This is a genomic window from Halococcus morrhuae DSM 1307 (assembly GCF_000336695.1).
In the GTDB taxonomy this organism is placed as follows: Archaea; Halobacteriota; Halobacteria; order Halobacteriales; family Halococcaceae; genus Halococcus; species Halococcus morrhuae.
Genome location: NZ_AOMC01000152.1, coordinates 188218 through 200468 on the forward strand (window position 1 = coordinate 188218; position 12251 = coordinate 200468).

General features: G+C 65.3%; 20 protein-coding genes. 6 read left to right on the forward strand and 14 right to left on the reverse strand.

Features of this window, described 5'->3' with window-relative positions; translation table 11 throughout:
* Window positions 1–31 precede the first annotated feature (31 nt).
* A complete protein-coding gene (gene purM, locus C448_RS13740; protein WP_004055588.1) occupies window positions 32–1003 on the forward strand; it encodes a phosphoribosylformylglycinamidine cyclo-ligase in 972 nt (323 codons plus the stop codon).
* A gap of 25 nt (window positions 1004–1028) precedes the next feature.
* Here purM and C448_RS13745 read toward each other — a convergent pair whose 3' ends face one another.
* The 3 genes from C448_RS13745 to C448_RS16385 form a co-directional block, all read right to left on the reverse strand.
* Entirely contained in the window at window positions 1029–1571 is a 543-nt protein-coding gene (locus C448_RS13745) for a CBS domain-containing protein (RefSeq protein WP_004055589.1), read from the reverse strand.
* Window positions 1572–1986: 415 nt separating this feature from the next.
* Window positions 1987–2700, reverse strand: coding sequence for an archaeal proteasome endopeptidase complex subunit beta (gene psmB / locus C448_RS13750; RefSeq protein ID WP_193363141.1), 714 nt, complete (start codon window positions 2698–2700; stop codon window positions 1987–1989).
* 48 nt (window positions 2701–2748) lie between these two features.
* On the reverse strand, window positions 2749–2922 hold the full coding sequence (locus C448_RS16385) for a hypothetical protein (RefSeq protein WP_004055595.1): 174 nt from the start codon (window positions 2920–2922) through the stop codon (window positions 2749–2751).
* 254 nt (window positions 2923–3176) lie between these two features.
* On the opposite strand from C448_RS16385, the gene C448_RS13755 reads away from it, so the two are divergent.
* Window positions 3177–3539 (forward strand): DUF555 domain-containing protein, encoded by a 363-nt coding sequence (locus C448_RS13755; RefSeq protein ID WP_004055597.1) that lies wholly within the window; start codon window positions 3177–3179, stop codon window positions 3537–3539.
* On the opposite strand, the gene C448_RS13760 is transcribed toward C448_RS13755, so the two are convergent.
* Genes C448_RS13760 through C448_RS13775 form a run of 5 tightly spaced genes read right to left on the reverse strand, consistent with a single transcriptional unit; the run spans window position 3536 to window position 5774 of the window.
* Complete coding sequence (locus C448_RS13760; protein WP_004055614.1) at window positions 3536–4285, reverse strand: proteasome assembly chaperone family protein; 750 nt, start codon at window positions 4283–4285, stop codon at window positions 3536–3538. The two genes, C448_RS13755 and C448_RS13760, sit on opposite strands and share 4 nt — an antisense overlap.
* A 3-nt stretch (window positions 4286–4288) precedes the next feature.
* On the reverse strand, window positions 4289–4471 hold the full coding sequence (locus tag C448_RS15695) for an RNA-protein complex protein Nop10 (protein WP_004055616.1): 183 nt from the start codon (window positions 4469–4471) through the stop codon (window positions 4289–4291).
* Window positions 4472–4480: 9 nt separating this feature from the next.
* The gene (locus C448_RS13765; RefSeq protein WP_004055618.1) at window positions 4481–5281 is read right to left on the reverse strand and encodes a translation initiation factor IF-2 subunit alpha; all 801 of its coding nucleotides are present in this window, start codon (window positions 5279–5281) and stop codon (window positions 4481–4483) included.
* Complete coding sequence (locus C448_RS13770) at window positions 5278–5490, reverse strand: 30S ribosomal protein S27e (RefSeq protein WP_004055619.1); 213 nt, start codon at window positions 5488–5490, stop codon at window positions 5278–5280. Before C448_RS13770 ends, C448_RS13765 begins: the two co-directional genes overlap by 4 nt.
* Window positions 5491–5492: 2 nt before the next feature.
* Window positions 5493–5774: a 50S ribosomal protein L44e gene (locus C448_RS13775; protein ID WP_004055622.1), complete on the reverse strand. Its 282-nt coding sequence runs from the start codon at window positions 5772–5774 to the stop codon at window positions 5493–5495.
* A gap of 139 nt (window positions 5775–5913) precedes the next feature.
* Here C448_RS13775 and C448_RS13780 point away from each other — a divergent pair, with 139 nt between their 5' ends.
* Together C448_RS13780 and C448_RS13785 are read left to right on the forward strand one after the other, a co-directional pair.
* Window positions 5914–6180 carry an HAH_0734 family protein gene (locus tag C448_RS13780; RefSeq protein WP_004055624.1) on the forward strand — a complete coding sequence of 89 codons (267 nt, stop codon included), beginning with the start codon at window positions 5914–5916 and terminating at the stop codon, window positions 6178–6180.
* 21 nt (window positions 6181–6201) lie between these two features.
* Window positions 6202–7209: a zinc metalloprotease gene (locus C448_RS13785; protein ID WP_239640588.1), complete on the forward strand. Its 1008-nt coding sequence runs from the start codon at window positions 6202–6204 to the stop codon at window positions 7207–7209.
* Here the strand turns inward: C448_RS13785 and C448_RS16390 are convergent, their stop codons facing one another.
* The 5 genes from C448_RS16390 to C448_RS16395 all read right to left on the reverse strand — a co-directional run bounded on the left by C448_RS16390 (window position 7210) and on the right by C448_RS16395 (window position 10432).
* On the reverse strand, window positions 7210–7374 hold the full coding sequence (locus tag C448_RS16390) for an FmdB family zinc ribbon protein (RefSeq protein WP_004055628.1): 165 nt from the start codon (window positions 7372–7374) through the stop codon (window positions 7210–7212).
* A gap of 198 nt (window positions 7375–7572) precedes the next feature.
* Entirely contained in the window at window positions 7573–7851 is a 279-nt protein-coding gene (locus C448_RS13790; RefSeq protein WP_004055630.1) for a hypothetical protein, read from the reverse strand.
* Window positions 7852–7902: 51 nt separating this feature from the next.
* A complete protein-coding gene (gene thrS / locus C448_RS13795; protein ID WP_004055631.1) occupies window positions 7903–9828 on the reverse strand; it encodes a threonine--tRNA ligase in 1926 nt (641 codons plus the stop codon).
* 61 nt (window positions 9829–9889) lie between these two features.
* Window positions 9890–10240 carry a DUF5802 family protein gene (locus tag C448_RS13800; RefSeq protein WP_004055633.1) on the reverse strand — a complete coding sequence of 117 codons (351 nt, stop codon included), beginning with the start codon at window positions 10238–10240 and terminating at the stop codon, window positions 9890–9892.
* A gap of 48 nt (window positions 10241–10288) precedes the next feature.
* Entirely contained in the window at window positions 10289–10432 is a 144-nt protein-coding gene (locus C448_RS16395) for a hypothetical protein (RefSeq protein ID WP_169316353.1), read from the reverse strand.
* Window positions 10433–10549: 117 nt separating this feature from the next.
* Between C448_RS16395 and C448_RS13810 the strand changes: the two genes are divergently transcribed.
* The gene (locus C448_RS13810; protein ID WP_004055635.1) at window positions 10550–11119 is read left to right on the forward strand and encodes a hypothetical protein; all 570 of its coding nucleotides are present in this window, start codon (window positions 10550–10552) and stop codon (window positions 11117–11119) included.
* Window positions 11120–11156: 37 nt separating this feature from the next.
* Complete coding sequence (locus tag C448_RS13815) at window positions 11157–11834, forward strand: ArsR/SmtB family transcription factor (protein ID WP_004055636.1); 678 nt, start codon at window positions 11157–11159, stop codon at window positions 11832–11834.
* Window positions 11835–11967: 133 nt separating this feature from the next.
* On the opposite strand, the gene C448_RS15700 is transcribed toward C448_RS13815, so the two are convergent.
* Window positions 11968–12251: zinc ribbon domain-containing protein (locus C448_RS15700; protein WP_004055639.1), on the reverse strand; the 284-nt coding region annotated here is incomplete at its 5' end.

A 12251-nucleotide genomic window follows, 5' to 3' on the forward strand; every position in this document is an offset into this window, starting at 1 on the left:
GCTTTTGTCCGCCTCCGCCGGCGCTTTCGCCATGACCGACGACGCGGACGAGGGACTCACGTACGCCGGTGCGGGCGTCGATATCGGCGCGAGCGAGGCCGCGACGGCGGCGCTCGTGGGAGCGGTCGACGACGAGGCGGGCGAGGGTGACTACGCCGGACTGGTCGACATCGGCGGCCAGTATCTCGCGCTCGCGACCGACGGCGTCGGCACCAAACTGCTCGTCGCCGAGGTGGTCGGCGACTATTCCACGGTGGGCATCGACTGCATCGCGATGAACGCCAACGATCTCGTGGCCGCCGGGGTCGATCCCGTAGCCTTCGTCGACTACCTCGCAGTCGACGAGCCCGACGAAGTGACCGCCGCCGAACTCGGTGCAGGGCTCGCGACGGGGGCCGAACGCGCGGACGTGGCGCTGGTCGGCGGTGAAACGGCAGTCATGCCGGAGGTGATCCGCGGGCTCGACATCGCCGGGACGTGCGCGGGGCTCGCCGACGAAAGCGATCTCTTCGCAGAGGCAGAGGTTGGCGACGCACTCGTCGGGTTTCCGTCCTCGGGCATTCACTCGAACGGGCTGACACTCGCACGCGAGGCCGCGACACGCGCAGGAAGCTACGACGACCCGTTCCCCGATTCGGAGAAGACGGTCGGCGAGATTCTCTTGGAGCCCACCAGAATCTACACCGGGCTCCCGCTGCACGCCCACGACACGCACGCCGCTGCTCACGTCACCGGCGGTGGCTGGACCAATCTCGAGCGAATGGGCCCCCACCGCTACGAGATCACGGACCCGCTCCCCGTCCCGCCGGTCTTCGGGTTCGTCGCCGACCAGGGAGGAGTGGCGGACGAGGAACTCTATCGAACCTTCAACATGGGGATGGGGTTCGTCGCGGCGCTCGCCCCCGACGACGCCGCCGCGCTCGCCGACGCAACGGACGGGCAGGTCGTCGGTCGCGTCACCGAGGGGACGGGCGTCGCTACCGACGGGCTGGAACTCGATTAAGAAGGCAGCACGGCATCGGAAACCGTCAGGACAGGTGCGCAGCGACGTCGGCTTCGGTGATGATGCCGAGCATCTGCCCACTCTCGACGACGATGACGGCGTCGTGGTGATCGAGATGTGTATCGACCGTATCGAGTGTTGCCTCCGGAGCCACGGTCGTGATCGATTCTCGCATCACGTCCGCAACGGGGAGTTCGGCCGCGTTCTCCGAGGACGCTCGCCGGACGTCACCGTTCGAGATGACCCCCACCGGATAGCCGTCGTGGACCACCGGCAGCTGCGAATAGCCCTCTTCGCCCATCCGATCGATCGCCTCCCGAACGCTGTCGTCGGGCGCGATGGCGATCACCGACGTGTGCATCAGATCGCGCGCACGCCGAATCCCGCCCTCGGCGGCGTCGAGCGACGTCACGATACGTCGCAGCGTCGACAGCCGCGGATCGACGTCGCCGCTCTCGATGCGCGCGATGAGCGGCTGTGAGACCTCGGCGCGGTCGGCGAGCGCACTCTGTGTGAGTCCGACGCGATTCCGATGCTCGCGCAGATCCTCCGGCGTCGGCAGCTCCATGCACGCTAATAACCGTGGGTAATGAAAAGGATTGCGGACCCCACCTTTTTAGATGGGGTCCTCGGCTCGCTCACTTCGTTCGCTCGCCTCAAACCCCGTCCAAAATCTGGACCAAAAGCTCCCGCTCACTCGGCCTGCGGCCTCGTTCGCGGCGAACCACGCTCACTACGTTCGCGCGGACACGATTCCTACCACGACCGCTCCGCAGGACCGCACAGCACCGCAGAAGCCCTCGACTGTTCGCTTCGCTCACAGTCTCGCCCTTCATCCGCCAGGAGAGCAGCTCTCCTGAGCCTCGGCTCGTTTCACTCGCCGAGACGCCAGGAACCACAACCGGACCGCCACTGCTCCGCAACCGCAGCCACAATCGCTACAGCGACCGCTCGGCAGTTGCGACCGGCAAAAAGCTGTGGCCTCAGAGAAGCTGCTCGATGTCGTCGTGCTCTTCGATCTCGACGCCGTCCTCGGTGATCTCGGAGATGATGATGCCGTTGCCGCTGGCGGTATCGCGCTCGACGGCGCTTTTGACTGCGCGCGCGGCGACGGTTCTGGCCTCGTCGTTGCTCAGACCGTCCTCGTACTGCTGTTCGAGCACACCGTAGGCGAACGGCGAGCCGGAGCCGGTCGCGTCGTACTCTTCTTCCATGACGCTGCCGGCGGGGTCGATGCTGTAGATGTGAGCCCCCTCGTCGTCGACGCCGCCGAGGATCGGCTGGACGATGTAGAAGGCACCGCTGCGCAGGAAGTTCGAGGTGAGCGTCGAGAGCGCCTGCATGCTCATCTCCTCGCCACGACGGGCTTCGTAGAGATCGACCTCCGCCTGGAGGTTGCTGATGAGCGCCTGTGCCGCGCTCACCGCCCCCGAGATCGTGAGCGCACCACGGGGATGGATCTCGGCGATCTTCTTGGCGCGCTTGCTTGCGACGAGGTTGCCCGCGCTCGCCCGACGATCGGTGGCGAGCACGACGCCGTCGGTGGTCGTGATCCCGACGGTCGTCGTCCCGGTCTTGGTGATCTCGGCGTCGTCCATGTCGGGACTCGGCAGCGAGCCAAGCTCCGGACCGTAGATGTCGTCGGTCGCCTGTCGCCCGGGTTGCTCCAACTCCGGACCGTCTGGTAGGTCAGGCATTGCTCCGTGTACTCGCCGGATGCTTAAAAGACCAGTCCTTCAGAACACCTACTCCTCGCTCGCGCGCTCGTACGCCTCGCCGAGACGCTCGACGAGCCGGCCGATCGGCAGCGAGAGCCCGGCGCGTTCGGCGGCCAGCGCGAGCGGGAACGTGACGATACCCAACAGCAGCACAGTCTGATACGCGGCGAACAGGGACGCGCGGTGCAGTCGTGCTTTCATGTCCTCGACGAGGGGTACCCGACCGAGTATATAACTGTATCGCACCAGAATCGTGAACGACAAACGAACACACCCCGCCGCAGTCGTGCGATTAAACCGTATTTGAGTCGGATGCAACTCGGAGCGCGAACGCGCCGATAGAGAGTGGGGCGATCGACGACCCAGAACGTTCGTCGGCATAACCTATCGATGAGTTCGCGTTCACGTGCGCGGGAAACCACAAGGTACGACACGTTGGGGACCCAGCGTAACGCATGGCAGATTATCTCGTTGCGATGGAGGCGGCGTGGTTGGTTCGTGACGTCGAAAGCATCGACGACGCCATCGGCGTCGCGGTCAGCGAGGCCGGCAAGCGACTGAACGACGAGGACAAGTCCTACGTCGAGGTCGACGTCGGCGCGACCGGCTGTCCGGCCTGCGGGGAACCGTTCGATTCAGCCTTCGTGGCCGCGGGCACGGCACTCGTGGGTCTGGTACTCGAAATCGAGGTGTTCAACGCCGACGGCCGCGAACACGCCCAGCGCATCGCCAAAAGCGAGGTCGGTGGCGCGCTCAGAGACGTGCCCCTCGATATCGTCGAGGTCATCGAACACGACGTCGAAGACGAGGAGAACTAACCGATATACCGGAGGTCGTCGTCGGTGGCCTGCTGGCCCTGTTCCATCTGTTGGATCTTCTGGACGACCTCCTCCATCTCGTCGGCACGCTCTTCGAGCGACTCGAAGCCGACCTCGAAGCCGACGAGTTCCTCGAGGACTTCGAGCACCGCCCGCGCGCTCTTGGGATCGACCAGATAGCCGCTCGTCTCGCCCATCAGACACGCCGCCGGCAGGTCGCGGCGCTCGCCCAGCCCGAGCAGCAGGCCGGAGACGCCGACGATCCCACCGGCGGGTTCGCCCTCGCGGAACTCCACGCCGTCGGCTTCGAGCTCCTCGGCGAGATCGTCAGTCGTCGCGGCCCCGATGACGCCGTACTCGTCGATCAACTCGCCCGTCGGCACGCCACCGAGCGCAAACAGCCGCTCGGCCCCGTGATCGGTCGCGAGGTCGAGGAAGAGATCCGTCATCCGGTAGTGGCCGGCGGCGTCCTGGGCCTGATGATCGCCGGTGAGCACGAGCAGGTCCCGCCCATCGGCTTCGACGGCGTGGAGCTCGGCCGACGCCAGTTTCGCACGACCGTCCTCGATGTTCACCTGCGGCGGGAAGTGTTCCGAATAGACCCGTGCGACGAGCTCGCTGTCGAGCTCCTCCAGAAGGTGTTCGGCGACGAGCTTGCCGACGTGACCCACGCCGGGCAACCCCTCGACGAGCACCGGATCGGTCAGCGCCGGCTCCGCGAGCGTCTCGACGTCGAATTCGTCCATGGCTCAATCCGCGTCGCGGCGCTTAAGAGCGCGTCGGTACTCGCCATACGGGTCCTCGGGGTTGTAGGGCGCTGGCGCGCTGTTGACCGCCGGACCGCCGCAGTCGGGACAGGTAGCACTGAGGGTGTAGATCGGTCGGTCGTGGGTCGACTCCCACGCTTCACAGAGACGAATAGCCGCCTTCATCGCGACGGGTTACTCGTCGTCGCTACGGCGTTCGCGGTGGAACTCGGCGGTGCCACCGTGATCGCCGATGTTGGCCGCCGCGCGGTCGGCGCTGGCTTCGAGCTCGCGCTCGGCGATCTTGTAATCGGGTGCCTGCACGCGGATGCGATACTCGGGCGAGCCGACGTAGGTGACGTCGAGATCGACCTCCTCGGGGAGATCGCCGTTGCCCTCGGCAGCATGGAGCGCGTCACGGATGACGTCGACGCCGGCGCTGTCGGGACTTTCCAGATCGACGTAGCCCGAGACCGTCACGTACGGCACCGAGACGTTCTCGCGGGCGGTCTGGACGATGGCGTCGATCTCCTCGTCCGAGAGATCGGTGTCGGTGAGCGCCTCCGTGCCGTGGATGGCGGCCTCCTCGAACCCGTCGTACAGCGAGCCGAACGCAGCGAGGAACTCGTTGGCCACGGTGGCGTACTGCTCGTCGGAGATCTCCTCGCCGAAGGCGATCGTCATCCAGTTGTCGGCCTTCTGTTCGGATTTCCACTCGCGGACTTTCTCCGAGCGCTGGTGATCGTTGACGTCCTTTAGCGAGAGATCGATCTGCTGGGAGCCCTCGTCGACGTCGAGCACCTTGGCGACCACCGTCTGGCCGACGCTCACGTGATCGCGGACGTTCTTGATCCAGCCCGAGGCGACCTCGGAGATGTGGACGAGCCCGCGTTTGTCCTCGTATTCGGAGAGATCGACGAACACGCCGAAGTCGGCGATCTCGTCGACCTTTCCAACCACCAGTTCGCTCGGGTCCGGCCAGCCGCTGTATTTCATTGGGCCTCTGATTCACCCGCGATGGTGTCGGTCCGTTCGCGGCGCTCGACGATGTCGAGGACCTCGCCCTCGAAGACGGCCTTGCCGCTCGTGGGTGTGGCGAGCGTCGTCCCACAGACCGCACACGGGACCGTGCTCGCGGCCTTGCCGAAGACGGCCTGTTCGTTCTCGCAATCCGGACAGCGGACGGTGTAGAAGTTCCCGGGCATGATTACTCCTGAAATTCGACGCGGCCGGCACGCCAGCCCTCGCGCAGGTGGGCGTTGCCGCACTCGCCACAGCGGTATTTGAGGTTCGTCTTCTTCGTGGGTTTGTCCCCACCCGGCACCTTCGAGAACTTGCCGGCGTTGCCGATGACCGACGTGCCCCGCTCGCGCTGTCGGTCGATCCACTTCATCCCGGTCTCGCGACCACTGCGAACCTTCTCGACCTCGTGTTCGTGATGTTCGTGACAGTTCGGACAGTACGTGTTGAACCGGCGTGGTATCTGCATAGCTACTGCGCGTCGGTAACGGGCGGGCGGATAAAACCCGTTTGGTCTGGCGGGCGGTCGAACGCACGGCCGTCGCATCCGCAGGAAATCGTTCGCGGCCGTCCGAAGCGCTTAGGTTCGTGTCGGCTGACGTTCAGCCATGAAGCGGCTCATCATCCACGGCGACCCCGACGTCCGGAAAGGAGGCATCATCGAGCACGACGGCGAGGAGCTCGTCTGTTTCGGCATCAGCAAGCAGGGCGAGTGGCACGGCCCCGACCGCCCGCAGCTGTGGTGTACCGTCGGCACGGAAGACGAGACCGAAGCCTACGAGCGCCGCCAGTTCATCCCGATGCATCTCGACGTCGAGGCCGTCGACGCCGAATCCGTCGAGGTGCTCCAGCGCAAGGGCGAACTCACCATCTGAGCGCGCGCCCGTGAACCAAGCGTGAGAGGGACGAACCGCCGGACGACCGTTCTGTCGGTGCTCGTCGTCGCCACGCTCGTCCTCTCGGCCGGCTGTATCGGTCTCAGCGAACGCTCGCTACCCGACGGCCTCGCCGGCTACGCGGGCGATCCCGACAACCCCTACGGCGACCGAAACATCACCGTGGCCGTCACGGCCGCCGACTCCGGGCGATCGTTCGCGCCGCTGGTCGCCGACGCCGCCGACTACTGGGAGACACGGGGCGAGCGCTATCTGAACTACTCGGTGAACGTCACGTTCGTCGCCAACGAGAGCGATCCCGACATCCGTGTGTCGTTCGTACCGCGGATCGACCGCTGTGGCGAGGTCGAGAGCGCCGCCGGCTGCGCGCCCGAGATCACGTCGCCGTCACAGACAGGCGAGACGGTCGGGGTGCGCGCGCTCGACAACCTCTCGGCGAACTCGACGGTGCGCGTGCTCGAACACGAGTTCGGCCACGCGCTCGGGCTCGGCCACGGCGACCCGCCGCGCGAGCTGATGGCGACGCACACGACGCTGACGAGCCTGCCGAAACCGAACGCCAGCGAGCGCGCGCTCGCGTGGAACGATTCGACTCTCTCCGTCTTCATCGCCGGTGACGTCTCGGCGGCCGAGCGCGAGGAGATCGATCACGCGCTCGACTACTACGACCGCGGTGCGGAGGGCCACGTCCCGAAAAACGTCTCCTTTCGCGTCGTCTCTCGCTTCGAGAACGCCGACGTCGTGATCCGTCCCGCCGAGCGCTCGCCCTGTGGCCCCGGCGCGGGCTCGTGTGGCTCGGTCCTCGGCAGCGACAGCGACGGCGACGGCGCGCTCGAAACGTACACGCGCCTGGAGATCGTCTACAGCGGTCTCGATGCCGACGCCGTCGGCTGGCACGTCGCGCGCTGGCTCGCACTCGGCTTCGGCATCGAGAACGAGTCGGCCTACCCGCCGGTGCTGCGCGAGACGACGGGTCACGACGAGCGTCGGGGCGACTGGTGGCGCTAGCTACCGCAATGAGCCCCACTCGCGCCGGCGAACCGAGTAGCTCCCGCACTCCGGACAGACCTGCCAGCGTTCGTCGAAGCCCGAAGCACAGTCGCGGCAGACGTATTCGGTCGCCTCGCCGTCCTCCCGTCCGATGTACCGGTTGAGTCGATCGAAATAGCTCATCCGCAGGCCACTCCCATTCGATCATCGGCCACAAGCGGTAAATACTTTGTCTGATTCGTCACATCATTCGTCCAATTGATATAGATTGTCATTCCCTCGTCATCGAGCCGTTCGTGGCCGTTATCGTGGCTTCCCACTCCCCGCTCCCTACACCCTCTTTCTTTCCCCGTCACCACTCACACGAGGCAGCCACGATGGCTACTCGCGCCAGTCACGGACGTGTTTCGATTCGTCGACGTGGACGGCGTCCTTGTTCGTCTTCCGAATCCAGGACGCGAACTTCTGCATCTCCTCGCTTTCTTTGAGGTCGGCAACGGTGTTGAACCGCTGTTTCAGTTCGTGGTTGGTGAAGACGGCGTGGATCTGGCGGTGGCAGGGAGCACAGATCCTGGCGACCAGGCTTTCCTTGCGGTTCTGTGGCGTCAGATGGTGTCGCGTCGTCTCGACGGAGCGCTCGCAGATGGCGCACTCGCCCATGTCGATCCTCCGCCGCGCTCGCTCTTGACCCTTCGGCGAAGGGGAACGAACTCAGTCGAGAAACGTCGGCGACGTCAGTTTCTCGTCGCGTTCGTGTTCGAGATGGTCGCCGAACGCCTCGATCGAGACTCCGTCGCGCTCGCGCTCGGCGCGGTCGCGGACCGACACCGTGCCGTCCGCTTCCTCGGTGTCGCCGACGAGAAGCATGTACGGCACTCGGTCGTCGTGGCCCGCACGGATCTTGCGCCCGACCGTCCACGAGCGCGTCTCGACCTCGGTACGGAAGCCGTCGAGTTCGTCGGCGACCGACTGCGCGTAGGCGATGTTGTCGTCGCTCACCGGGAGGATACGGACCTGTTCGGGCGCGAGCCAGAGCGGGAAGTCGCCGCCGAAGTGCTCGATGAGTACGCCCATGAACCGCTCGAAGCTGCCGAGCAGCGCGCGGTGGACGACCACCGGCCTGTGCTCGTCGTTGTCCTCGCCGACGTAGCTCAGGTCGAGGCGTTCGGGAATGTTGAAGTCGACCTGGACGGTGCCGATCGTCCACTCGCGCCCGAGCGCATCGAGCGCGTTGATGGCGATTTTTGGACCGTAGAAGGCGGCTTCGCCCTCTTCAATCTCGTAGTCCAACTCCTTGGATTCGAGCGCTTCGCGCAGCGCGTCGGTGGCATCGTTCCAGATCTCGTCGCTCCCGATGGCGTTGTCGCCCTTGGTCTCGATCTTGTAGAGCACGTCGAGGTCGGCGTTGCCGTAGATATCCTCGATGATCTGGAGGGTGCGGGTGATCTCCGCTTCGAGTTGGTTGGGCCGGACGAACGCATGGCCGTCGTCTTGGGTCATCCCGCGCACGCGAAGCATGCCCGAGAGCTCGCCGGACTGTTCGTTGCGATAGACGGTGCCGAACTCGGAGTAGCGGATCGGGAGGTCCCGGTAGGAACGGCGCTCGCGGCCGTAGAGGTAGGCGTGGTTCGCGCAGTTCATCGGCTTCAGGCCGTACTCGGTGTCGTCCTGCTCCCAGTTGAACATCTCACCCTGTTCGGTGAAGTTCTCGTAGTGGCCCGTCGGTTTCCAGAGCTCGGCCTTGTTGAGTTCGGGCGTCCAGACCTCCTCGTAGCCCAACTCGTCGTTTTTCGTCCGAATGTAGTCTTCGAGTTCACGGCGCATCGCCATGCCGTTCGGATGGAAATGCACGCAGCCGGGCGAGTGTTCAGGCACGCTGAAGAGATCCATCTCCTGACCGATCTTACGGTGGTCGCGCTCCTTGGCCTGTTCGCGCCGTTCGAGGAATTCCCCCAGTCCTTCTTCGGTCGGGAACGCCGTCCCATACACCCGCGTGAGCGTCTCGTTGTCCTCGTCGCCGCGCCAGTACGCCGCCGAGGTTTCGAGCAACGAGAAACCGCCGATTTCACCCGTCGACTCAACGTGTGGCCCCTGACAGAGATCGAAGAAGTCGCCCTGCTCGTAGAAGCTCACGGGATCCTCGCCGGCGGCCTCGGTTTCGAGGATTTCACTCTTGAACGGGTTGTCGTCGTAGATCTCGATCGCCTCCGCGCGCGGGCGCTCGACACGTTCGATGGGAATGTCTTCCGCGATGATCTCCTCGGCTTCGGCCTCGATCGCGTCCAGATCGTCCTCGTCGAGATCGACGTTCGCGATGTCGTAGTAGAAGCCGTCGTCGGTCCACGGCCCGATGGTGAGTTTCGCATCGGGATGGAGACGGCCGAGCGCCTGCGCGAAGACGTGTGCCGCCGAGTGACGGAGCACGTCGAGATACTCGTCGGACTGGTCGGTGACGATTTCGAGATCGATATCCGATTCGATCGGTTCGGCGGCGGCGACGAGATCCCCATCGACCACGCCCGCGACCGTATCGCGGCCGAGTCCGGGACCGATCTCGTGGGCCACATCTTCGACCGTCGAGCCACGCTCGACCTGCAGTTCGGAGCCGTCCGGCAGCGTCACGACGACATCGCTCATGGCACCGATAGGTTCCACGCGGGGGATAAGCCTGTTGAGACGACGCCTCCCTCGCAGCGCCTCAGACCGCTTGCCCGGAGAGGCGCAACAGCTGTGCGGCGCGGTCGGCCTTCGCGAGAAACACCTCCCGAAGGGTGGGCGGCGTCTCGATGCGGGTCTCGGCGAGCAGCGATTCGGGTACCCAGAGCGTGTCCTGGGGCACGCCGCTGTCGCCGTCGACGGCGAAGTGGCTCGTTTCGAGCTTCATCACCAGCGGCAGGTCGGTCCGTTCGATCCCCCCGCCGGCAGCGTACAGCTGCTCGTTGAGCCGCTCGTGAGTGGCACGCTGGATGAACGCGCCCGCAGCCTTGTCGGGAGTAGGTTCGATGGAGAGCCGGCCGACGTAGTAGCCGCGCGAGAACCGTTCGAACATGCTGTGTGTATCACTACCACACACCCAGGGATAAGCGTTTCCGCGGCCTCAGTCGTGCCCCCAATCGGAGATGCCGAGCACGACGTCGCACTCGGGACAGGTCCAGACCTTCGGCGTGCTCGCGGCGCTGGCCTGCTGGAGTCGCTCCGTCCAGGTGCTGATATCGGTCTCACAGTGTGGGCAACGAGCCATGTCTTGTCGTACCACAGGAGACCACTTGTAGTTTCGGGCGGCCCAGCCGATGGATACAGTCGTCCGAGGCACGAACGGCCAGCGCGCTTTTACTGCTCGACCCCCGAACGACAGTCAGTGAACACGAACGCCGTCGCGGTCGTTCTCGCTTCGATACTGTTCTGTGGACTCGTGGGCGTCGGTGTCGGACCACAGCTCGGAGCGACCGAAACGACCACTCACACCGCGACCGAGGACGTTGGCCGCGACGTCTCGGTGTTCATGCAGCGCGGCGTCGCCACGGCCAACGGCTCGGTCGATTCGGGCATGTGGGTTGCAGCCTTCGAGACCGCCGAGAACCAATCGCGCAGGGAGGCGCTCGTCGCCGAGCGCGCGGCGACACTCAGTGTGCGCCTCGACAGGCTCGCGACACGTATCGAGGCGTTCCGGACGCAAGCGAACGGCTCCGCCAGTCACCGAGCACGGAGAGCGCGCCTCACCGCCGATCACGACGCCCTCAGCACCGCCATCAGCGAGGCAAAGACGACCGCGACAAGCGAGGGCGTGAACGCATCGTCGCTCGACCGGCTCGGCCAGCGCGTCGAGAACCTCTCGGCGGTTCCGACGGCGAGCAACGGGAGCGCGCAAACCCCCGGACGAACCCCCGGAACGGTGGACACACGAACGAACGATCGGACCGACCGCTAAGACAACGTTTTACGCCTCGGGCACTAACCGTAAGTGAATGGATTCCGCGGCGCTGCTCGACCTTCTCGGCAACGAGAACCGCCGACGCATCCTCCGATTACTCGCCCAGCGGCCGTTCTACGTCACCGAGATCAGCGACTCGCTCGGCGTGAGCCCGAAGGCCGTCATCGACCACCTCCGGAAGCTGGAGGAGGCGGGGTTGGTCGAGAGCCACGTCGACGACGGCCGTCGGAAATACTTCCGCATCGCGCGCAACCTCAGACTGGAGGTGAACGTCTCGCCGTACGAGTTCGGTGCCAAAAGCGCCTATCCGGCGAGTTCGAGCCTCGATCTCACGACCTGTCGGTACGTCTCCATCGACGTCTCGCGGACGGAAACGAGCGATCTCGCCGAGCTCGCCGCCGATCTCCGTCGGTTCGAACAGTTGGAGGACGAGCTCTCGCTGGCCCAGCGCTGGGTCCAAGGCCGGCTGGCGGCGCTGCATGACACGCTCACCGACCGCCTCCAGGACCGACTGAACAGCGACGGGATCGCCGACCACGGCGACGCGCGCTTCTGTGCGGAGGTGCTCGGTGCCATCGAGACCGGCACCGATACCGCCGACGCGATCGCCGAACGGCTGGGCGTCCCGCTGGCGATCGTCGAGGACGCGCTCGATCTGCTGGCGTCGAACGATCTCATCCAGCGTGAGGACGGACAGTGGACCGTCGAATGACGGATCGATGGGAAGAACCTCAGATAGAGGAGTAGCTGCGTACAGGAGGCCAAATTCTTGACATCCTCCCCGCCCTGCTCGCGCCCATTCGGGCGCTCGCTGAGGACGGGGATTCCCGACCATAGGTGGGATATTAGGGTTCGTGGTTCGTTTGAGCGACCTGTTCTCGCGGGGCGAAACCGCCCTCGCTCCGGTCGAACAGGCGAACCGCTGGCTGTGCCAACCAGCCGTTATCCCTATCCTCTCGCCGAGGATTCGGGAGTACCTTTTGTCGAATGTTCTCGGCTCCGTTACTGTCGGCGTTCGCAACCAACCCACACTCATCGCAGACGTACAGCCCGCGCTCGACGCGCTGGCGGTCGTCGGTTCGGCCGCAGGCCGAACACGACTTCGACGTATCCCGTTCGGAGACAGATA

Coding starts and splice junctions, on each gene's coding strand:
- purM (WP_004055588.1), top strand. CDS start 32: ATGACCGACGACGCGGACGAGGGACTCACGTACGCCGGTGCGGGCGTC.
- C448_RS13745 (WP_004055589.1), bottom strand. CDS start 1,571: ATGGAGCTGCCGACGCCGGAGGATCTGCGCGAGCATCGGAATCGCGTC.
- psmB (WP_193363141.1), bottom strand. CDS start 2,700: ATGCCTGACCTACCAGACGGTCCGGAGTTGGAGCAACCCGGGCGACAG.
- C448_RS16385 (WP_004055595.1), bottom strand. CDS start 2,922: ATGAAAGCACGACTGCACCGCGCGTCCCTGTTCGCCGCGTATCAGACT.
- C448_RS13755 (WP_004055597.1), top strand. CDS start 3,177: ATGGCAGATTATCTCGTTGCGATGGAGGCGGCGTGGTTGGTTCGTGAC.
- C448_RS13760 (WP_004055614.1), bottom strand. CDS start 4,285: ATGGACGAATTCGACGTCGAGACGCTCGCGGAGCCGGCGCTGACCGAT.
- C448_RS15695 (WP_004055616.1), bottom strand. CDS start 4,471: ATGAAGGCGGCTATTCGTCTCTGTGAAGCGTGGGAGTCGACCCACGAC.
- C448_RS13765 (WP_004055618.1), bottom strand. CDS start 5,281: ATGAAATACAGCGGCTGGCCGGACCCGAGCGAACTGGTGGTTGGAAAG.
- C448_RS13770 (WP_004055619.1), bottom strand. CDS start 5,490: ATGCCCGGGAACTTCTACACCGTCCGCTGTCCGGATTGCGAGAACGAA.
- C448_RS13775 (WP_004055622.1), bottom strand. CDS start 5,774: ATGCAGATACCACGCCGGTTCAACACGTACTGTCCGAACTGTCACGAA.
- C448_RS13780 (WP_004055624.1), top strand. CDS start 5,914: ATGAAGCGGCTCATCATCCACGGCGACCCCGACGTCCGGAAAGGAGGC.
- C448_RS16390 (WP_004055628.1), bottom strand. CDS start 7,374: ATGAGCTATTTCGATCGACTCAACCGGTACATCGGACGGGAGGACGGC.
- C448_RS13790 (WP_004055630.1), bottom strand. CDS start 7,851: ATGGGCGAGTGCGCCATCTGCGAGCGCTCCGTCGAGACGACGCGACAC.
- thrS (WP_004055631.1), bottom strand. CDS start 9,828: ATGAGCGATGTCGTCGTGACGCTGCCGGACGGCTCCGAACTGCAGGTC.
- C448_RS13800 (WP_004055633.1), bottom strand. CDS start 10,240: ATGTTCGAACGGTTCTCGCGCGGCTACTACGTCGGCCGGCTCTCCATC.
- C448_RS16395 (WP_169316353.1), bottom strand. CDS start 10,432: ATGGCTCGTTGCCCACACTGTGAGACCGATATCAGCACCTGGACGGAG.
- C448_RS13815 (WP_004055636.1), top strand. CDS start 11,157: ATGGATTCCGCGGCGCTGCTCGACCTTCTCGGCAACGAGAACCGCCGA.